General features: G+C 51.1%; 18 protein-coding genes and 2 pseudogenes. 12 read left to right on the forward strand and 8 right to left on the reverse strand.

Translation table 11 applies throughout. The features are described 5' to 3' along the window. Positions 1–81: 81 nt before the first annotated feature. Complete coding sequence (locus tag Z042_RS21485) at positions 82–987, forward strand: SPFH domain-containing protein (protein WP_024913931.1); 906 nt, start codon at positions 82–84, stop codon at positions 985–987. Positions 988–989: 2 nt separating this feature from the next. After that, positions 990–1,445 (forward strand): NfeD family protein, encoded by a 456-nt coding sequence (locus tag Z042_RS21490; protein ID WP_024913930.1) that lies wholly within the window; start codon positions 990–992, stop codon positions 1,443–1,445. Here the strand turns inward: Z042_RS21490 and cueR are convergent. Beyond that, positions 1,442–1,843: a Cu(I)-responsive transcriptional regulator gene (cueR, locus tag Z042_RS21495; RefSeq protein ID WP_024913929.1), complete on the reverse strand. Its 402-nt coding sequence runs from the start codon at positions 1,841–1,843 to the stop codon at positions 1,442–1,444. The genes Z042_RS21490 and cueR overlap by 4 nt on opposite strands. A gap of 230 nt (positions 1,844–2,073) precedes the next feature. Between cueR and Z042_RS21500 the strand changes: the two genes are divergently transcribed. The 4 genes from Z042_RS21500 (at position 2,074) to ybaK (ending at position 7,437) form a co-directional block, all read left to right on the forward strand. After that, on the forward strand, positions 2,074–2,628 hold the full coding sequence (locus tag Z042_RS21500) for a DUF2778 domain-containing protein (protein WP_236849201.1): 555 nt from the start codon (positions 2,074–2,076) through the stop codon (positions 2,626–2,628). A 417-nt stretch (positions 2,629–3,045) separates the two neighbouring features. Then, positions 3,046–5,757, forward strand: coding sequence for a copper-exporting P-type ATPase CopA (gene copA / locus Z042_RS21510; protein ID WP_024913926.1), 2,712 nt, complete (start codon positions 3,046–3,048; stop codon positions 5,755–5,757). A 177-nt stretch (positions 5,758–5,934) separates the two neighbouring features. After that, positions 5,935–6,735: a TraB/GumN family protein gene (locus Z042_RS21515; protein ID WP_024913925.1), complete on the forward strand. Its 801-nt coding sequence runs from the start codon at positions 5,935–5,937 to the stop codon at positions 6,733–6,735. Between the two features lie 222 nt (positions 6,736–6,957). After that, on the forward strand, positions 6,958–7,437 hold the full coding sequence (ybaK, locus tag Z042_RS21520; protein ID WP_024913924.1) for a Cys-tRNA(Pro)/Cys-tRNA(Cys) deacylase YbaK: 480 nt from the start codon (positions 6,958–6,960) through the stop codon (positions 7,435–7,437). Positions 7,438–7,764: 327 nt separating this feature from the next. On the opposite strand, the pseudogene Z042_RS25335 reads toward ybaK, so the two are convergent. Beyond that, positions 7,765–7,979: pseudogene (locus tag Z042_RS25335) on the reverse strand (transposase); the annotation flags it as partial. Positions 7,980–8,146: 167 nt separating this feature from the next. On the opposite strand from Z042_RS25335, the gene Z042_RS21525 reads away from it, so the two are divergent. The 4 genes and pseudogenes from Z042_RS21525 to Z042_RS21540 all read left to right on the forward strand — a co-directional run bounded on the left by Z042_RS21525 (position 8,147) and on the right by Z042_RS21540 (position 9,464). Then, complete coding sequence (locus Z042_RS21525; RefSeq protein WP_024913923.1) at positions 8,147–8,596, forward strand: STM2901 family protein; 450 nt, start codon at positions 8,147–8,149, stop codon at positions 8,594–8,596. Next, on the forward strand, positions 8,587–8,955 hold the full coding sequence (locus Z042_RS21530) for a DUF1493 family protein (RefSeq protein WP_024913922.1): 369 nt from the start codon (positions 8,587–8,589) through the stop codon (positions 8,953–8,955). The genes Z042_RS21525 and Z042_RS21530 overlap by 10 nt, the downstream gene beginning before the upstream one ends. Positions 8,956–8,970: 15 nt before the next feature. Then, positions 8,971–9,150: pseudogene (locus Z042_RS26180) on the forward strand (STM2901 family protein); the annotation flags it as partial. Next, positions 9,150–9,464 (forward strand): DUF1493 family protein, encoded by a 315-nt coding sequence (locus Z042_RS21540; protein WP_024913921.1) that lies wholly within the window; start codon positions 9,150–9,152, stop codon positions 9,462–9,464. The pseudogene Z042_RS26180 and the gene Z042_RS21540, both read left to right, overlap by 1 nt. A 154-nt stretch (positions 9,465–9,618) precedes the next feature. Here the strand turns inward: Z042_RS21540 and ushA are convergent, their stop codons facing one another. After that, positions 9,619–11,271, reverse strand: a complete 1,653-nt coding sequence (ushA, locus tag Z042_RS21545) for a bifunctional UDP-sugar hydrolase/5'-nucleotidase UshA (protein ID WP_024913920.1) — start codon at positions 11,269–11,271, stop codon at positions 9,619–9,621. 263 nt (positions 11,272–11,534) lie between these two features. Here ushA and Z042_RS21550 point away from each other — a divergent pair, with 263 nt between their 5' ends. Next, positions 11,535–12,755, forward strand: coding sequence for an MFS transporter (locus tag Z042_RS21550; protein ID WP_024913919.1), 1,221 nt, complete (start codon positions 11,535–11,537; stop codon positions 12,753–12,755). A gap of 288 nt (positions 12,756–13,043) precedes the next feature. Then, positions 13,044–14,735, forward strand: a complete 1,692-nt coding sequence (gene ybaL / locus Z042_RS21560; RefSeq protein ID WP_024913917.1) for a YbaL family putative K(+) efflux transporter — start codon at positions 13,044–13,046, stop codon at positions 14,733–14,735. Positions 14,736–14,783: 48 nt separating this feature from the next. Here the strand turns inward: ybaL and hemH are convergent, their stop codons facing one another. From hemH to Z042_RS21585, 5 genes are all read right to left on the reverse strand, one after another. Then, positions 14,784–15,746, reverse strand: coding sequence for a ferrochelatase (gene hemH / locus Z042_RS21565; protein ID WP_024913916.1), 963 nt, complete (start codon positions 15,744–15,746; stop codon positions 14,784–14,786). 225 nt (positions 15,747–15,971) lie between these two features. Continuing rightward, positions 15,972–16,616 carry an adenylate kinase gene (adk, locus tag Z042_RS21570; protein ID WP_024913915.1) on the reverse strand — a complete coding sequence of 215 codons (645 nt, stop codon included), beginning with the start codon at positions 16,614–16,616 and terminating at the stop codon, positions 15,972–15,974. Between the two features lie 192 nt (positions 16,617–16,808). Further along, positions 16,809–18,674 carry a molecular chaperone HtpG gene (gene htpG, locus Z042_RS21575; RefSeq protein ID WP_037407210.1) on the reverse strand — a complete coding sequence of 622 codons (1,866 nt, stop codon included), beginning with the start codon at positions 18,672–18,674 and terminating at the stop codon, positions 16,809–16,811. 276 nt (positions 18,675–18,950) lie between these two features. After that, a complete protein-coding gene (gene recR / locus Z042_RS21580; RefSeq protein ID WP_024913913.1) occupies positions 18,951–19,556 on the reverse strand; it encodes a recombination mediator RecR in 606 nt (201 codons plus the stop codon). Continuing rightward, the gene (locus Z042_RS21585) at positions 19,556–19,885 is read right to left on the reverse strand and encodes a YbaB/EbfC family nucleoid-associated protein (RefSeq protein WP_024913912.1); all 330 of its coding nucleotides are present in this window, start codon (positions 19,883–19,885) and stop codon (positions 19,556–19,558) included. The genes recR and Z042_RS21585 overlap by 1 nt, the downstream gene beginning before the upstream one ends. Between the last annotated feature and the right edge of the window lie 2 nt (positions 19,886–19,887).

Below are 19,887 nucleotides of genomic sequence, written 5' to 3' on the forward strand. Positions count from 1 at the left end.
TCCGCTATTTATGCAGCAATATTAGGCTTTCTCCCATCCTTGACGTAATATCTATACATACATCTAACAGGGGATTGTGTCATGTTTACCGTTATTCCGGTTGTGATCGTTGTTGCATTGGTTATTGTCTTCGCCAGCGTCAAAATTGTACCGCAGGGTTTCCAGTGGACAGTCGAACGCTTTGGCCGTTACACCAAAACACTGATGCCAGGATTAAGCATCGTTGTGCCATTCATGGACCGTATCGGCCGCAAAATCAATATGATGGAACAAGTGTTAGATATCCCTTCCCAAGAGGTGATTTCACGTGATAACGCCAACGTCGCCATCGACGCCGTCTGTTTTATTCAGGTGGTTGATCCGGCACGTGCTGCCTATGAAGTCAGCAACCTGGAACAGGCCATTGTCAACCTCACCATGACCAACTTCCGTACCGTACTCGGTTCAATGGAACTGGACGAAATGCTTTCGCAGCGCGACAGCATCAACAGCCGTTTACTGCATATCGTTGATGAAGCCACCAATCCCTGGGGCGTCAAAATCACTCGTATCGAGATTCGTGATGTTCGCCCACCCGCTGAACTGATCGCCTCCATGAACGCACAGATGAAGGCAGAGCGAACCAAACGTGCTGATATTCTAGAAGCCGAAGGGGTTCGCCAAGCCGCAATCCTGCGTGCCGAAGGGGATAAACAGTCACAGATCCTGAAAGCCGAAGGGGAGCGCCAGTCCGCCTTCCTGCAAGCGGAAGCGCGTGAACGTGCCGCCGAAGCAGAAGCCCGGGCAACGCAGTTGGTGTCTGACGCGATTGCCAGCGGCAACATTCAGGCGGTTAACTACTTTGTGGCACAAAAATACACCGACGCGCTACAGAAAATCGGTTCCGCCAATAACAGCAAAGTGATCATGATGCCGCTGGATGCCAGCAGCCTGCTGGGCTCCATCGGTGGTATCAGCGAGCTACTGAAAGAAAGTAAAGGCCAATAATTATGTTTGAGCAGATCGCAGCAAATCCGCAATGGTTCTGGATCTCTCTTGGTGGGTTGCTGTTGGCAACCGAAATGTTGGGTGCCAGTGGTTATCTGCTGTGGAGCGGTGTGTCAGCGGTGTTGGTCGGGATCCTCGTCAGGCTGCTGCCACAGCTTAATTGGGAGTGGCAGGGCAGCATCTTTGCCGTGATGACCATTGCCGTGGCTTATCTATGGTGGTACTGGTTGCGCCAGCGGCCTGTATCCAGCGGTTCGCAGGTGCTGAACCAGCGTAACCGCCAGTTGATTGGCACGCGTACTACTCTGACCGAGGCGATGCACAACGGCCTGGGCCGCGTCAATATTGCCGACAGCAGCTGGCGTGCGCAGGCTAATGAAGATCTGCCAGCAGGCACCGAGGTTGAAGTCGTGGCCGTCGAAGGCGTCACGCTGGTGGTTCGCGCCATTATCCGTTAATGTTTGTTACAGCAGCCTGCCAGATCGTTAATGATCGGGCAGTCTGCCCCTTCATCACCCGGGCACTGCTCTGCCAAAACCAACAGCCGCTGGCGCATTGTGCTTAATTCATTGATATGTTTCTCAATCTCCGCCACTTTTTGTAAAGTGCGCGCTTTAACATCGGCGCTATGGCGTACCGGATTGTTGAAAAGCGTCACCAACTCGCGGCACTCATCAAGATTGAACCCTACCTGGCGCGCCTGGCGTAACAGTGTCAGTTCTTCAACATGTTTCGGGTCATAGCTGCGATAGCCGTTTTCCGTGCGAATCGGAGCGGTCACCAAGCCTTTCTCTTCATAAAAGCGAATCGCTTTGCTGGTTAAACCGGTTTTTTTGGCAACATCACTAATATTCATTTAACCCCCTTGGCCTTGCTGGAAGGTTTACGGAACCTACAGCCGCTGATGTGGCGGTAGGAAATCAATAAATTATAACCCCATTCCTCCCCAATTACCCCCTTCTGACCTTCAATCTATGGAGGCAATGCCAAAGGGATTCAGGCTTGCGGCCCCGCTTAAGCAGCCTGGGATAAAGTGCGCATAGACCATGCCATACCGCATCGGTCAGTCTCCAGACTGGCTTTTTTATGCTAAATTACGTGAGCCGTGCAAACGAACAGGGAGAGGATGCGGTGGCAATGAATGGAAAGTTTTATCTCAACAAGGCGCAGTTTGCGCCGCTAGATTTTAGCGGTGTTGGCCGATTCCCCGCATTTTCAGGAATGGATGGTTTCCGAAATCAGCCAGGTTGCACATATTTGAAGAACGACGGTGCGATCCCTACAGGCCGATACTGGATAGTTGCCCGCCCCGTTGGAGGTTACCGCACAAGGTTTAGAGAAACGCTAGCCAGTGTATTCAACAGTAATATACGTTCACAATGGTTTGGGCTGTATCGCGATGATGGCACGATTGATGATTTCACTTTTATTGATGGTGTAAAAAGAGGGAACTTCCGGTTACATCCGATGGGGCCAAACCGGGAATCAAAGGGTTGTATAACAATGTCCCGTTCTACGGACTTTTCTATGATCAGAAACATGCTGCTCGCAACGTCGACCGTGATTATTCCGGGTACAGATCTGGCAGCATACGGGACGATTGAGGTGGTTGGTTATGAAGATTACTGCCCGGCTTTGTAACGTATTGGGGTTCATTGCCTTGTTTGTGTTGTCGGCACGGATTGTTCCACCTGTATGGCTTACACAGAGACAAGCTGATGCTCTTTTTGAGTTTACTCAAAACATAGGGGTGGACTATGGAGATTTTTATCTTGCCTGCATGATACTGATGCATTTGACTATTGCCACGTGTGCATTCGTTGTTATCAAGCTGCTAGCAAAGTGGATTGTTAGACAGCGCGCATAATGCAAAAACCTTGATTCCACAGCTTTTTATCGACGTGTGATCGCGTTGTGGGCAGTGTTAATAAAAATCCCTTTCTATCCACATAATATTCTATTGACCTTACCCTTGCTGGAAGGTTTAAGCTCCTTTTCAATGCTGAGAGCCAAGGCGCTCAAGCCCCAAACCATTCCCTTTTTGCAAGGAAACAAATTATGTCCCAGATTACCGTACTAGCATTGCAGGGGCTTTCCTGCATGAACTGTGCGCAGCGGGTGAAAAAAGCCCTGGAAAGCCGCCACGATGTCGAACAGGCAGAAGTCAACGTTCGCTATGCCAAAGTGACCGGCGCAGCACCCGCAGCAGTATTGATTGACAGCGTTACCGCGGCAGGCTATCAGGCCGAAGTCGCCACCCAGGCCGATATCAAGCTACAGCTTGCTGGCCTTTCCTGTATGCATTGCGTAGGCAATGTTCGTAAAGCGCTGGAAGCGGTGCCGGGAGTGATCGCTACCGAAGTCAGCCTCGAACTGGCCAACGTTTACGGCGATGCCGCCGCAGCCCCCTTGATCGCCGCAATAGAAGCCGCTGGTTATCATGCCAACCTTGTTGGAGCTGCCGACCACCCAAAAACTGAGCCGCTGATTGCATCAGCCCCTACTTCGCCGGAAACTCAGGCAGCGGCCCTTTCCTCCCTTCCGGCAGCCGATGACGACAGCGTACAGCTATTGCTCAGTGGCATGAGCTGCGCCAGCTGCGTCAGCAAAGTCCAACATGCGCTGCAAAACGTTCCTGGTGTCAAACAGGCACGCGTCAATCTGGCTGAACGCAGCGCACTGGTCAGCGGCAGCGCAGCACCTCAGGCGCTGATCGCCGCAGTAGAAAAAGCCGGGTATGGCGCGGAAATGATTCAGGATGAAACCGAACGCCGCGCGCGTCAGCAGCAAACCGCTCAAACCAATATGAAGCGTTATCGCTGGCAGGCGGCCATGGGACTGGCCTTAGGTATTCCAATGATGGCTTGGGGTATTTTTGGCGGCAGTATGTCATTGACGCCAGAAACCCAGCGGCCGTGGCTACTGGTCGGCATCATTACCCTGGCAGTGATGATATTGGCCGGGGGGCACTTCTACCGCAATGCCTGGCGCGCATTGATGAACGGCAGCGCCACCATGGATACACTGGTGGCGCTGGGTACAGGTGCAGCCTGGTTGTATTCCATCAGCGTCAATCTCTGGCCAGATTTTTTCCCTATGGAAGCACAACATCTGTACTACGAAGCCAGTGCAATGATCATCGGTTTGATTAATCTGGGCCATGCCATTGAACAGCGTGCGCGGCAGCGTTCGTCCCAGGCGCTGGAACGGCTGCTCGATCTAACGCCGCCCACCGCCAGGCTGGTAACGGAAAACGGTGAACAGAATATCCCTCTGGCCGAAGTGCAACTGGGGATGATATTGCGCCTGACCACTGGCGATCGTGTTCCGGTTGATGGTGAAATCATTCAAGGCGAAGTGTGGATCGATGAAGCCATGCTGACCGGCGAAGCAGTGCCGCAGCAGAAAGGGAACGGCGATAAGGTACATGCCGGTACGGTGGTTGATGACGGTAGCGTTCTGTTTCGTGCGGCGGCTATCGGTAGCCAAACCACGCTGGCGCGCATTATCAAACTGGTACGCCAGGCGCAGAGCAGCAAGCCGGAAATTGGTCAACTGGCAGACAAAATTTCGGCGGTGTTCGTTCCAGCCGTAGTGGTTATCGCTTTGTTCAGCGGCGCAATCTGGTACTTTCTTGGCCCACAGCCGCAACTGGTTTATACGCTGGTGATCGCCACCACGGTGCTGATCATTGCCTGCCCTTGTGCGTTAGGCTTGGCAACGCCCATGTCGATCATCTCTGGTGTTGGCCGAGCGGCAGAGTTTGGGGTCTTGGTGCGCGACGCCGATGCGCTGCAACAGGCCAGCACGCTGGATACCTTGGTATTCGATAAAACCGGGACTCTGACGGAAGGTCAACCACGGGTAGTGGAAATCATTACCTTTGACCCGGTGAATGAGCAACAGGCATTACGCTGGGCTGCTGCCTTGGAACAAGGGGCCAGCCACCCCCTGGCGCGCGCCATCGTTGAACATGCCAATGGGCAAATATTGCCGCAGGTAGAACAGTTTCGCACGCTGCGCGGTTCTGGCGTCAGCGGTGAAGTAGAAGGCGTGCCATTGCTGCTCGGCAACGCTAAATTGCTGCAAGAAAACCGGGTTACTGTTAGCCACGAATTGGATGCACTGGTACAACAACAGGCTGAGCGTGGCATCACTCCCGTGCTGTTGGCCGCCAACGGTGAACCCGTTGCCCTGTTTGCTATTCGCGATCCTTTGCGTAGCGACAGCGTAAGCGCACTGCAACGCCTGCATCGGCAAGGTTATCAACTGGTGATGCTGACCGGCGATAACCCGATCACCGCGAATGCGATTGCCAAAGAAGCCGGTATCGACCGGGTGATTGCCGGTGTCTTGCCGGATGGCAAAGCAGAAGCTATCAAGCAGTTGCAGGCACAGGGCCACCGTGTGGCAATGGTGGGCGATGGTATCAACGACGCGCCCGCGCTGGCGCAAGCCGATGTGGGCATCGCCATGGGCAGCGGCAGCGATATCGCCATTGAAACCGCCGCCATTACCCTGATGCGCCACAGCCTGAACGGTGTCGCTGATGCTCTGGCGCTGTCGAAAGCTACGCTGCGGAATATGAAACAGAACCTGTTGGGGGCATTTATCTATAATACTCTCGGCATTCCGATTGCTGCCGGTGTGCTGTACCCGCTGACTGGAACCCTGCTTAACCCGGTGGTCGCCGGTGCGGCAATGGCGCTTTCATCCATTACCGTGGTCAGTAATGCCAACCGCTTGCTACGCTTTACTCCCAAACAGTAGGCGCTATACCTAAACCGGAACGTTATTGCTCGCGTTCCGGTTATCATTCACTGTTCAGACTTTCTTATACCGCAGAGAGCGTTTAGCATGGGGAACATGTTAAACCCGAAAAACTTCAATTGGCTGTGGCTGACACAGCTATTTGAAAGAGGAGGGAATCATCAGGAGTCATGCTGTATGGGTCAACGGTTACGCCGCCTCGCCGCTTTTCTTGGCATCATTTCCCCCACCGCCTACGCTTACCCAGCGTTGGATATTTCTCTTGCGGGTAAACGCCAGCTTCACTTGGTAGGGAGCATTCATATGGGCACCAGGGATATGTCCCCGTTGCCTGCCCAGTTAGTTGCGCGCTTGCAGCAGGCCGATGCGTTGATTGTGGAGGCTGATATCACCGATTCTTCGCCCTTTGGTCATGCTGATCAACACCTCGCGCTGGAACAACGCCTCTCTGCCGCAGAATTCTGCCAGCTACAAACGCTGTGCCAGGAGTTGGGAACCGATATAGCAACCTTCTCTGCTCTGCCCGGGTGGCAGATCGCCTTAATGATGCAGGCACGCCAGGCCCAACAACTGGGGTTACGCGCCGAATATGGTATTGATTACCAATTACTGCAAATCGCCAAAACGCAACAGAAACCGGTCATTGAACTGGAAGGGGCGGAAGAACAGCTGAATCTGTTGGAACAATTGCCAGAAGGGGGCATGGTCTTACTGCATGATACTCTGGAACACTGGCATACCAATGCGCGGCTCTTGCAAACCATGATCGGTTGGTGGCTGGATGGCGAACCAGGTAACACGTTAGAAAATCTGCCTTCCACCTTCAGTGCCGAGCTGTATGACAGATTAATGCACCACCGCAATCGCCGTTGGCAGCAAAAGCTGGACGCATTGCCACCGGGTCATTACGTCGTCGCCGTTGGTGCCCTCCACCTGTACGGTGAAGATAACCTGCCTGCCATGCTGCAAGGCCGATAAAAAAATGGCCAATATCGCTATTGGCCAGTCAAAGAGGAATTTCTCATATTGTAGTTATACGCATAGTAACCGGGCTAGCGGTTACACCAGACAGGGTAGCAATCCGGTGAAGCGATTGGCAACCGCCTTTACCGATTACCGCTACAGGTTGCTTGGTAGATTGTGTTTTTGTTATTTTGCTTGCGCAAAGTGCAACTTTCACCCAGTTTTGGAAAACAGATTATGACACCCGCAGTCGTTCTGCTTGAAAAGCAAAAAGTGGCTTTTACCCTGCATCCTTACCATCATGACAGCGAAGAAACACATTTCGGCGATGAAGCCGTGAAAAAGCTGGGGCTGAATGCCGAGCAGGTCTACAAGACCTTGCTGGTCGCACTTAATGGCGATGCCAAGAATCTGGCTGTCGCGGTGACGCCGGTAGCCAGCCCGCTGGATCTGAAAAAGGTCGCCAAAGCGCTGGCGGCCAAAAAAGCCGAGATGGCCGATCCGCTGCTGGCACAACGCATCACCGGCTATCTGATCGGTGGTATTAGCCCACTTGGGCAGAAAAAACGGCTTCCAACGGTGCTCGACAGCCAGGCACAACAATTTTCGACCATTTTCGTATCCGGCGGCAAACGTGGGTTGGATATTGAACTGGCGGCCAGCGACTTATGCCGTTTACTGGCGGGCAGCTTTGCTGATATCGCCAAGCGGGAATAACGGTAATCATCTGAATATCAAATTCAAATGTGCCATCCTGCCAACCCTGACTAAAAACCTGTTCGTCATTTCAAAATCAGAATGGTTAATAACCTTGGCGTTTTTCAGAGCGGAAATATCTATTCTGGCCACGCTCGCTTTCAAGACCATTCCATTGGGACTGGAAACGCCGCTTCAGGAGTATGAACTGGCATCGACAATAGAGAAGTACGGTAAAAACTTTTGGTGTTGATGTTTCAGCCTTTGATTCGAGCCAATACTATCCTTGGAAAATTGCGTGATTTTTCAGAAAATGGTTTACAAAAAAACCAGCAAAGTCCATTCCTAGAATCGGCGATACGCGGAACTGGAGGAACATATTTCTGTCGCCTTCAGCGCATTCCATTGGCATCCCGTGCTCAGGACGAAGAAAATGGCATTTATGGCAGCCCGATTATCCACTCACCGACGATGGTGCCCAAGGGGTGATGAGTCTGATGAATGGGGAGTAACGGTTCCATTTGTGCCCATAATTCGTCAGAAACTAACCAATCCATTTTCATGCTCACTAGATGTCAGTTTTAGTTTTTTCCACTGTGTTTGTATTGTAGATAATCCCTATTGGGATAGGTTCTTAATGTTGTGACTATTTTCAGGCTTCAAGTATGACCATTGAAACCTTGTGTGTAGTTGGCTATGTTGCATCCAAGCCGATCAACAAGGAAAAGTAATGGATACAGTTGAAGAGTTGGGCGGGACATACTTTTACAAAGGGGTGGCAAACCTCTCCGCTGGTGAGTTATTTTTTTGGATATTTCTTGATGAAATAGATCAACAATTAGGCATTAAGGATATGACCAGCATTGCGATGATTTTGTTGGGGCTTCCAACGAAATCAACAAGAGCCAAACCAATAGGAGCAACCCAAGGAACATCTGTATTATCAAAATGGTCGCGGCGAGTTTTGAACATCAACACAGGGATGAGGTTAGCCACACTGACTTCAGGCAGCATACAGCGCAGAAAATTTAGCTATACCAAAAACCTAGGTGCATTTGTTGGTCGCTGGATACCGTTTGTTGGTGCCACTATTCTTGCTAGTGATATGACCATCATTGCATGGAAAGCAAGCAACAAATACAACACGATTGCACAAGGTAGTGATAAATTATGGAGTTAAAGCCGCAAAGTGATGATATCGGTCAGCAGGTTTTTGATTGGTATGATAAAAAGTGGAATCTCCGGACCCCATTCAGCAAAAAGAAGCCATTGACACTGGATACCAGCTTATCTACCGGTAAATATCCTTGGATATGGGAGGATGGCTTAGAGATCATGGAGGAATATTTTGAGCTGTTCAAGGTCGATATTACTGGATTCAACTTCATGAAGTATTGGCCCCAAGAAATTAGCATCATTTCCGCCTTGCTTAGTTTGTTAAAACCAAGGTCGAAATGCAATAAGAATCAAGAACCTGAACCACTGACAATCCGCATGCTCATCGAATCTGCCAAAGCTGGCCGCTGGCTCTATGACTGACGACTGATCAATACAACGATGGCAGGGGCAAAAATGCTACGTGGTGAATGGGCATATACGACAAGCATTGGAGCATATATTGGCCGCTGGTTACCTTGGTTTGGCGCTGTTTTAACGGTAGATGATTTAACGATCGTTACCCGTAATGTTATCCGCCGCTATGAACTCATTATAGGTTCCAGAGGAAAACAGTAATGAACATGGCCGATGATGTACGAGAGCTCTTAAAAAAACACTTCTGGGAAATGGCTGACGATTCTTCATTAAGCACCGGTAAGCAAAGTACTCTACCTGAAGATGCCTGCGAGTTCTTCGAAGAATACGCCGAGAAATTTCATGTTGATATGGCGAGCTTTAATTTTCGTCGCTACTTCCCCAATGAAGGTATCCGCTTCCTGCCCAACGCCATTCTTCCAAAATATCTTCAAACAGACCATCATGAGCCAGAACCGCTAACCGTCAATATGCTCATCGAATCAGCCAAAGCTGGCCGCTGGCTCTATGGCTGACGGCCAATAAATACAACGATGACAGGAACAAAAATTGGACAGTTATCGCGGTGGAGTTAACGGTTATTTTTACCGCTTTGCAGAGGCATTCTTTGAAGTTCCAAACTGGCGGTTTTCAATCCTACCCTCGATAGAAAACCGCCTTTATATTTAGTTAGTTATAAACAATTTCGCCTTTAGGTTCAAACGCCGCCGCATCCAGCGGTGAATGTTTCTCGATATACTGTTTCAACACTTCTGCATCAATAAAACCGGTATTCACATAGCCCGGCAGGGTTGAGATCTTCGGATAACCATCACCGCCTTGCGCGTTAAAACTCAACGTAGCCAGACGATAGGTTTTATCCGCCTGCAACGGTTCACCCTTGATTTTCACATCACGCACACCTTTGCCATCTGCCACCAGGCTAACATTGGTGAACTGAGCATAGGCACCGGAATCCACCTGCATATTCGCCACGACCGCCAGATATTGCTCAACCTCACGGCCTTTCATATCGACGTATACCAGCGAATTACCAAACGGCTGAACCTTGAGGACACTTTTATAGGTGATATCACCCGCTTCAATCGAATCACGCACCCCGCCACCGTTCATAACGGCAAAATCGGCATTGGCTCTTTCCATCTGCGCCGCCAGTAGTACGCGAGCCAAATTGGTCTGTACGAAACGGACTTTGCTGCGATCGCCCTCCAGCTTGCCGTTGACACTGCCGATCTTCACCGCCAGCTGTGCCTGCCCTTTATCCTGAAAAAGCGTCAGCAATTTCATCATGGCCGGATCTTCGGCAATGGCCTGTGTGTAATAAACACGTTCGCTGGTGCCGTCAGCCTTTTCCACCTTTTTCTTCAAATTGACCGGGATCAGTTGGTAATGAACCAGTTTCAATTCACCGTTACGGAACTGGAAATCGGCACGGCCAACATATTTGCCCCATTCATGCGCTTGCACAATCCAAGTGCCATTCTGCCGATCCGGCGCGCACGGCGTGCCTGGTATATAGTCCACCTGCTTGTGGTTCTCACTGGCCATGCAAACCGGGTCTTGCGAATGGCCGCCCACAATCATGTCAAGGTAGCCCGCAGGCAAGCTGCGCGCCATTTCTACATCGCCCGGAGCGTTAGAGCCATGTTTGCCATCATCGTAATGGCCCATGTGGGTCGCAGCGATAATCACATCCGGCTTTTCATTCTGACGTAATTGCTCCACCACCTGTTTGGCTTCCTGCGCCGGAACGCGGAATTCGATATTGGTGAAATACTCTGGGTTACCGATTTTAGCGGTATCGTCGGTGGTCAGGCCGATCACCGCAATTTTAATCCCCTGCTTGTCAAACAACGCATAAGGCTTGAACAAACGCTGTTGGGTGCTTTTCTGGTAAATGTTGGCAGACAGTAACGGGAAAGAGGCCCACTTTTCCTGCTGGCGTAAAACGCTAAGCGGGTTATCGAACTCATGGTTGCCAATCGCCATCGCGTCATAACCGATCATCGTCATGCCACGGAAATCAGGTTCAGCATCCTGCAAATCAGATTCCGGCACGCCGGTATTGATATCCCCGCCAGACAGTAGCAACAGGCTGCCCCCTTTGGCAGCAACTTCCTGACGAATGCTGTCCACCAGCGTTTTCTGGGCGCCTAAACCATACTCACCGTAATCGTTTTGCCAGAAATGACCATGGTGATCGTTGGTATGCAAAATGGTGAGATCGTAGGTTTTATCTTTTTCCCAGGCTCCGGCCGTTCCCGAAAACAGGGCCAAGGATACAGCCAACGTGCAGACGGTAGTTTTTAACGAAAAACGCATGTCAGATCTCCATTGCTGAATAAGCAGTAATCTTGATGTAGGCAAAATTGTAACGCGAATTAACAACAACTAATTTCAAATTTTTGTGACATGCATTGAATTATGCCAGATAGCGTAAAAACTGCTGCAATATTAGGCTGCTAGATATTCCACTCAACCAGGCAATCGCGAAGGAAGCACGCAGCCAACAAAGTTGTCGTGTGAAAGATGAACGGTATAAGATGGCAGCACTGTCACTCACCACTTACCAGGCTAATAATAATATGACGGATCATAGCGAAGCCGCGATACCCGCGGCCAAAAGCAGTGCGGTTAAGAGTACTGCCTTTTCTATTCTCGGTGCTATCAGCGTTTCTCACCTGCTCAATGACATGATTCAATCGCTGATCCTGGCGATTTACCCGATTCTGCGTGCTGATTTTAATCTCAGCTTTGTACAAATCGGTATGATCACCCTCACCTACCAGCTTACGGCATCGCTGCTGCAACCGCTGATTGGGTATTACACCGACAAACATCCGCAGCCTTATTCACTGCCTATCGGCATGGGTTTTACCCTTTCCGGCCTGCTGCTGCTTTCCGTCGCCGATACCTTCCCGCTGGTGCTCTTAGCCGCCGCGCTGGTAGGCACGGGTTCCTCGGTTTTCCATCCGGAATCTTCGCGGGTCGCACGCATGGCCTCTGGCGGGCGACACGGTTTGGCACAATCTTTATTTCAGGTCGGGGGCAACTTTGGCACTTCACTCGGCCCCCTGCTGGCAGCACTGCTTATTGCACCCTATGGTAAAGGCAATGTGGCCTGGTTCTCACTCGCTGCGCTCTTAGCCATTGTGGTCTTACTGCAAGTCAGTAAATGGTATAAACAACAGCAGCAAGCCGCTCAGGGCAAGCCAAAATCCGCTGCGCAGGCGTTATTGCTGCCAAAACGTACTGTGATATTCTCACTGAGCATTCTGTTAATACTGATTTTCTCCAAATACTTCTATCTTGCCAGCATCAGTAGCTATTACACCTTTTATCTGATGCATAAGTTCGGGGTTTCTATACAAAATGCCCAAATCCATCTGTTTGCCTTCCTGTTTGCCGTAGCAGCCGGAACCCTAATTGGCGGGCCTTTGGGCGATAAGTTTGGCAGAAAATATGTCATTTGGGGCTCTATTCTTGGTGCTGCGCCATTTACCCTTATTTTACCCTATGCATCTCTATACTGGACCGGGATTTTAACGGTGATCATTGGGGTTATTCTGGCTTCGGCATTTTCCGCCATTCTGGTCTACGCCCAGGAACTGATCCCAGGGAAAGTTGGCATGGTTTCCGGGCTATTCTTCGGTTTTGCCTTCGGTATGGGGGGGTTAGCAGCCGCTATTCTTGGCTATGTTGCCGATTTGACCAGCATTGAGCTGGTTTATCAAATCTGTGCTTTCCTGCCATTAATCGGCATAATTACTGCATTGCTGCCAAATATGGAGCATAAATCACATTAACCCTGAATTTAACCCGGTTTAGGTCTATCACTCAACCGGGTTACTCCTTCTATAAATCACCAATATCCAGGCTGTTATACTCAAAATTGCTTATCTGGTATAAAAAGAGCAGAATTCTCTGCTTTTTTACATAAATGCCAAAATTAGCCAAGCGCCGTCTGAACAAATGCAATAAAATGAACCTCCCCTTTTCGCGTGAAGTTACGGCATTGTTGGCTGCAATTTCATGCATGTTGGGTATAGATCCCCCCGTAAATAGTTTTAATACACTCAAGAAAAGGAGTCTGGATGCATAATTCAACACCCTTGCTCACTACGATTGTTGGAGGGTTAGTACTCGCCTTCCTCTTCGGTATGCTAGCGAACCGGTTGCGCATCTCCCCGTTAGTGGGATATCTGGCTGCCGGCGTGCTCGCGGGTCCGTTCACCCCTGGTTTTGTTGCCGATACCTCTTTGGCACCAGAACTGGCGGAAATCGGTGTGATTCTGCTGATGTTCGGTGTTGGTCTCCATTTCTCACTTAAAGATCTGCTCGCAGTAAAATCGATTGCTATCCCTGGCGCTATTGCACAGATTGCTGTAGCAACCTTATTGGGCATGGGGGTGTCAAAATTAATGGGCTGGGATTGGATTTCCGGTCTGGTCTTTGGGTTGTGTCTGTCCACCGCCAGTACCGTGGTACTGTTGCGGGCGTTAGAAGAACGGCAGTTGATCGATAGCCAACGCGGGCAAATTGCGATTGGTTGGCTGATTGTGGAAGATTTAGCCATGGTGTTGACGCTGGTTCTGCTGCCTGCATTCGGCAATATGATCAGCAGCGACAATACCAGCGTCACCCATTTGTTGACCGAATTGGCTATGACTATTGGTAAAGTGATTGCCTTCATCGCGCTGATGATCGTCGTAGGCCGCCGCATTGTTCCTTGGATACTGGCCAAAACCGCCAGTACCGGTTCACGTGAGCTGTTTACCTTGGCAGTTCTGGCGCTGGCATTGGGGATTGCTTACGGGGCTGTCGGTCTGTTTGATGTTTCATTTGCCCTGGGTGCTTTCTTTGCCGGCATGGTGTTGAACGAGTCGGAACTGAGTCACCGTGCCGCACACGATACGCTGCCGTTGCGTGATGCTTTTGCCGTGTTGTTCTTTGTCTCCGTCGGCATGCTGTTCGATCCGATGATTCTGCTGCAAGAGCCGCTGGCAGTGCTGGCGACGCTGGCAATCATTGTGTTCGGCAAATCCGTGGCCGCATTCCTGCTGGTAAAAGCGTTTGGCCACTCCAAACGTACCGCCTTGACGATTTCTGCCAGTCTGGCGCAGATTGGTGAGTTTGCCTTTATTCTCGCCGGATTGGGGATCACTCTGGGTATGATGGACCCGCACAGCCGTAATCTGGTGCTGGCCGGGGCTATTTTATCGATTATGCTCAATCCGTTACTGTTCACTTTGCTGGAGCGTTATCTGGCCAAGACAGAAACCATCGAAGATCAGATCCTGGAAGAAGCGGTAGAGGAAGAAAAACAGATCCCGGTGGATATGTGCAACCATGCGCTGATTGTAGGCTCTGGTAACGTGGGCAACCTGCTGGGAGCCAAACTCGCGCAGGCCGATATTCCACTGGTAGTGATTGAAAACTCACGCCCCCGGGTTGAAGCTCTGCGTGAACAGGGCGTCAAAGTGGTATTCGGTAATGCTGCCAATCCAGAAATTATGGATCTGGCGCGCCTTGACTGTGCACGTTGGTTACTGCTGACCATTCCAAACAGTTACGAAGCCGGTGAGATCGTGGCCTCTGCCCGTGCCAAACGGCCGAATCTTGAGATCATTGTCCGTGCCCACTACGATGATGAGATCTCGTACATCTTTGAGCGCGGGGCAGATCAGGTGGTGATGGGTGAGCGTGAAATTGCCAATAGTATGCTGAATATTCTCAACTTGGATACGCTGTCAGAAGAAGAAAAAATGGGTGCTTGCCCGATCTGATCGCTCATCTTGCATGGAGGGAAAGCCCGCCCAACCGGGCTTTCCCTGTTACAGCCGCTGCGCAACCAACTGTTGCATCATGTCGATATGGGCGGAATCATCATTAAGCGCAGCAATATATTCAAATTTCTCGCCACCGGCTTTGAAGAAAATCTCCCGGTTCTGCTCTTTGATCTCTTCCAACGTTTCCAGGCAATCTGCCGAAAAACCGGGGCAAATCAACTGAATATGCTTCACGCCCTGGGCGGGCAAGCTTTTTATTGTTTCATCGGTATAGGGCGTTAACCAAGGTTCGCGGCCAAAACGCGACTGGTAGGTCATCATCACCCGTTCTGGCGCTAAAGGCAGCGTAGCTAACAACGCCCGGTAGGTATCTTCACAGCGTTGTGGGTAATCATCGCCCAAACGGGCATAGCGTTTTGGGATACCGTGGAATGACATTACCAACCGGTCAGGCAAACCATGCTGTTCAAAAGAACGCTCCACGCTTTGTTGTAAGGCTGAAATATAGGCAGGATGTTCAGCATAATCGCGGATAAAGCCTATCGACGGTAAACGGCGGTAACCTTTAAGCACCTTTGCCACGCCATCCCAAACGGCTGCGCTGGTTGAGCACGAATATTGTGGGTAGAGCGGCAGCACCACCAGATTGGTCACCCCCTGTGCCAGCAGATTATCCAGCGCCTGTGCCAGGCTGGGTGAACCGTAGCTCATGCCCAGCTCCACCGGCGTATTCGGCATACGTGCTGCCAATGCCTGTTGCTGGCGGCGGCTGTAAACCAACAAGGGTGAGCCCTCGTCGGTCCAAACTGACTGATACAGTTTCGCCACGCGGGGCGAACGGAGGGGTAAAATGATTCCGTTAAGGATCGGCCACCAGATAAGCGGTGTGGTATCGACGACGCGGGTATCACTGAGAAACTGTTTCAGGTAGCGTTTAACCGCTCGCGGGGTCGGGGCATCGGGTGTCCCAAGATTCACCAACAATACCCCGTGTTTCTCTTGCTTCATCTCAATTCCTTTTCCTATCAGGCTAATATGGCCAGCATTTTCACCACTATAAGTGGTGCTTATTGTAGCGGAAAAGCATTAAGCCGAAACCGATATCAGTAAAAGGCACTGCCTGGATTGCTTTAGCCACCCACAGCCTGAATAAGCTACGGCCTTGTTTTCACAGGTAATATGCAAAAAAACGCCGGGCATTAAGCCCGGCATGATAAACAGCAATAAAACCGATCAGCCCAGAATATTCGCCAGTTCAGCGCTTACTTCGGTGACTTTACGGGTGCCGTCGATTTTGTGGTAAGCGGTATTACCCTCATCGGCTTCTTGATGATAGTAAGAGATCAGTGGTGCAGTCATCTCATGATATTCCACCAAACGCTTACGCACGGTTTCTTCCTGATCATCCTTACGCGTAGTCAGTTCTTCACCGGTCACGTCGTCTTTGCCTGCCACCTTCGGTGGATTGAATTTGATGTGATACACACGGCCTGATGGCGCATGTACACGGCGGCCAACAATACGATCAACGATCAGTTCGTCTGGCACATCGAATTCCAGCACATAATCCACGTTGATGCCGGCTTCCTTCATTGCGTCAGCCTGCGGAATGGTACGCGGAAAGCCATCCAACAGGAAACCATTGCGGCAGTCTTCCTGGGTAATACGCTCTTTGACCAGAGCAATCACCAGTTCGTCGGTCACCAATTTGCCGGCGTCCATGATTTCTTTCGCCTGCTTGCCCAGTTCAGAACCGGCCTTCACGGCTGCGCGCAACATATCACCAGTAGAGATTTGCGGAATACCGTATTTCTCCATAATGAATTGAGCCTGAGTACCTTTACCTGCGCCTGGAGCGCCCAGCAGAATGATACGCATTGCGTAAATCCCCTCGCTATGTATTCCCTTCATCCTTCAAACAGCAGTTTGAAGTTGATTGGGTGGAAGTTTTTATAAAATCGCGAAAACACTCAACCTTACCATTTTCGTGGGGGCTGGCTCAAGATACGCGGAGGGCAAAACAACAGATTGCGCCCCTCACCGTAGGGTGAAGAGCGCATAGATGACACATTACGCAGACAGCAACTTATTCATCCGGCGGATAAACTGGTTAGGATCTTCCAGCGTACCGCGTTCAGCCAACAGAGCCTGATCCAACAGCAGATCGACCCACTCAGCGAATTGCTCATTATCACCCACGTCAGAGGCGCGTTTAACCAGAGCATGCTCCGGGTTCAACTCAAAGATATATTTCACTTCCGGCGCTTGCTGCCCCGCAGCAGCGAACAGTTTCGCCATCTGGGTGCTCATTTCATCCGCATCGGTGGTGACGATGGCCGGGGTATCGGTCAGGCGGTGCGTCAGGCGCACGTCCTTCACTCGCTCACCCAACAGCGTTTTCACCCGCTCGATAAAGGGCTCAAGCTGCTTTTCGGCTTCTTTCTGTTCTTCGGTTTCATCCGCCAGCTTATTCAAGGCGTCATCCGCTTTGCTGACCGACTGGAACACTTTGCCGTCAAACTCGGTCAGATAGCTCATCATCCATTCGTCGATGCGATCGGAGAGCAGCAATACCTCGATCCCTTTCTTGCGGAACAGTTCAAGATGCGGGCTGCTCTTGGCAGCGGCGTAGCTGTCGGCGGTGATGTAGTAAATCTTGTCCTGGCCTTCGGCCATGCGCGCCACATACTCTTCCAGCGCTACGCTTTGCGCTGAACTGTCGTTCTGGGTAGAAGCAAAGCGCAGCAGCTTGGCAATAGTTTCTTTGTTGCTGCCATCTTCCGCCGGGCCTTCTTTCAACACCAGGCCGAATTGCTGCCAAAACTTCTGATACTCTTCGCTATTGTCTTTCGCCAGTTTATCCAGCATCTGCAAAACACGCTTGGTCAGCGCACCACGCAGGCTCTGGGTAACGCGGCTGTCCTGCAAGATTTCACGGGAAACGTTCAGCGGCAGGTCGTTGGAGTCGATCAGGCCACGCACAAAACGCAGGTAGTTCGGCATGAACTGCTCGGCGTCATCCATGATGAACACGCGCTGCACATATAACTTCAAGCCATGTTTATGTTCACGGTTCCACATATCCCATGGTGCCTGTGCCGGGATATACAGCAGGCTGGTGTACTCCTGCTTACCTTCCACACGGTTGTGGCTCCAGCTCAGCGGATCGGTGAAATCATGAGCAATGTGCTTATAGAACTCTTTATATTCTTCGTCGGTGACGTCTGACTTACTGCGAGTCCACAGGGCTTGCGCCTTGTTGATTTTCTCCCAGGTGACGGTGTCGTCTTCTTCATTCTTGGCTTCGATTTCTACCGGCAACGCGATGTGATCGGAATATTTACCAATCACCGAACGCAAGCGCCAGCCATCAAGGAATTCATCTTCGCCTTCGCGCAGATGCAGGGTAATTTCAGTACCGCGATCTTCCTTGCTGATATCAGCGATGGTGTAATCACCGTCCCCCGCAGACTCCCAGAATACGCCTTCTTCTGCGCTGGCACCGGCTGCGCGGGTGCGCACGGTGACTTTATCCGCCACGATAAATGCCGAATAGAAACCGACACCGAACTGGCCAATCAACTGGCTGTCTTTCGCCTGATCGGAACCTATCGATTCCAGAAATGATTTAGTGCCCGACTTGGCAATGGTTCCCAGATTATCAATGACTTCTTCACGGCGCATACCAATACCGTTATCAGTAATGGTCAGCGTGCGTTGATCTTTATTGAAGGAAAGACGTACCCGCAATTCCCCGTCGCCTGCATACAGTTCAGGCGCAGACAGTGCGCGGAAGCGCAGCTTATCAGCGGCGTCGGATGCGTTGGAGATCAGCTCACGCAGGAAAATTTCTTTATTGGAGTACAGCGAATGAATCATTAAATGAAGCAGTTGCTTTACTTCAGACTGGAACCCACGGGTTTCTTGACCTTTCATACTCATTGATTACCTCAGTAGCCGATAATTTTATACCCAATGAATTTCAAGTTGTGGCTAAGCGACCAACTCGTCAGCCCCCGGGAGCTTAGAACCACTCAGTAACAGGGGCGAACCAGTACAGTCAACAACGCCATGGCTTGAAAGGCGAAGGGCATATGACCAAATTAGAACAATGAAGGTTAAGTTGGGTCAACTATGAGGCTTTTCAAGCAGCTGGCAGGGAATTTTTTGCAAAACGATGACGGGGCAGCCAATCCACCCCGCAGAAAGGTATCAGAATTTGATCGCGTGACGGCCAGCCAGAGAATGCGACAGCGTGGTGCCATCAACCATCTCCAGCTCACCACCAACCGGTACGCCATGGGCAATGCGGCTGGCCAGAATGCCATACTGGCCGCACATTTCAGCGATATAGTTCGCCGTGGCATCCCCTTCCACCGTTGGGTTGGTTGCCAGGATCACTTCGCTGATACTTTCTTTCTCCAGCCGTTGCTCCAGCCGATCCAGACCGATATCGCCAGGCCCAATGCCGTCCAGCGGCGACAGGTGGCCCATCAACACAAAGTAACGCCCGGCAAACTGCCCGGTCTGCTCAATGGCGTGAATATCCGCCGGGCTTTCCACCACGCAAATCTGGCCGTTTTGCTGCCGACGCGGATTACTACAGATGGTGCAGATGTCCTGCTCGGTAAAGGTGCGGCAATCGGCACAGTGACCGATCTCCGACATTGCGCGGGTCAAGGCCTGTGCCAAACGCATCCCACCGCTGCGATCTCGCTGCAGCAGTTGAAACGCCATACGCTGCGCCGACTTCGGGCCAACGCCCGGCAGGCAGCGCAACGCCTCCATCAAGGATTCAAGGAGCGGGCTGGTTTGCATCAGAACGGCATCTTAAAGCCAGGCGGCAACTGCATGCCGTTGGAAACAGACGCCATCTTCTCTTTCTGAGTTTCTTCAATGCGGCGCGCCGCGTCATTGAATGCCGCAGCGATCAGATCTTCCAGCATCTCTTTATCATCTTCCATCAGGCTGGGATCGATCTCCACCCGGCGGCAATTGTGCGCACCGTTGATGGTCACTTTTACCAGGCCTGCGCCAGATTCGCCCGTCACTTCCAATTTGGCGACTTCTTCCTGCATCTGCTGCATTTTTTCTTGCATTTGCTGGGCTTGTTTCATCAGGTTGCCCAAACCGCCTTTACCAAACATAG

Origin of the sequence: Chania multitudinisentens RB-25 (genome assembly GCF_000520015.2) — a bacterium.
In the GTDB taxonomy this organism is placed as follows: Bacteria; Pseudomonadota; Gammaproteobacteria; order Enterobacterales; family Enterobacteriaceae; genus Chania; species Chania multitudinisentens.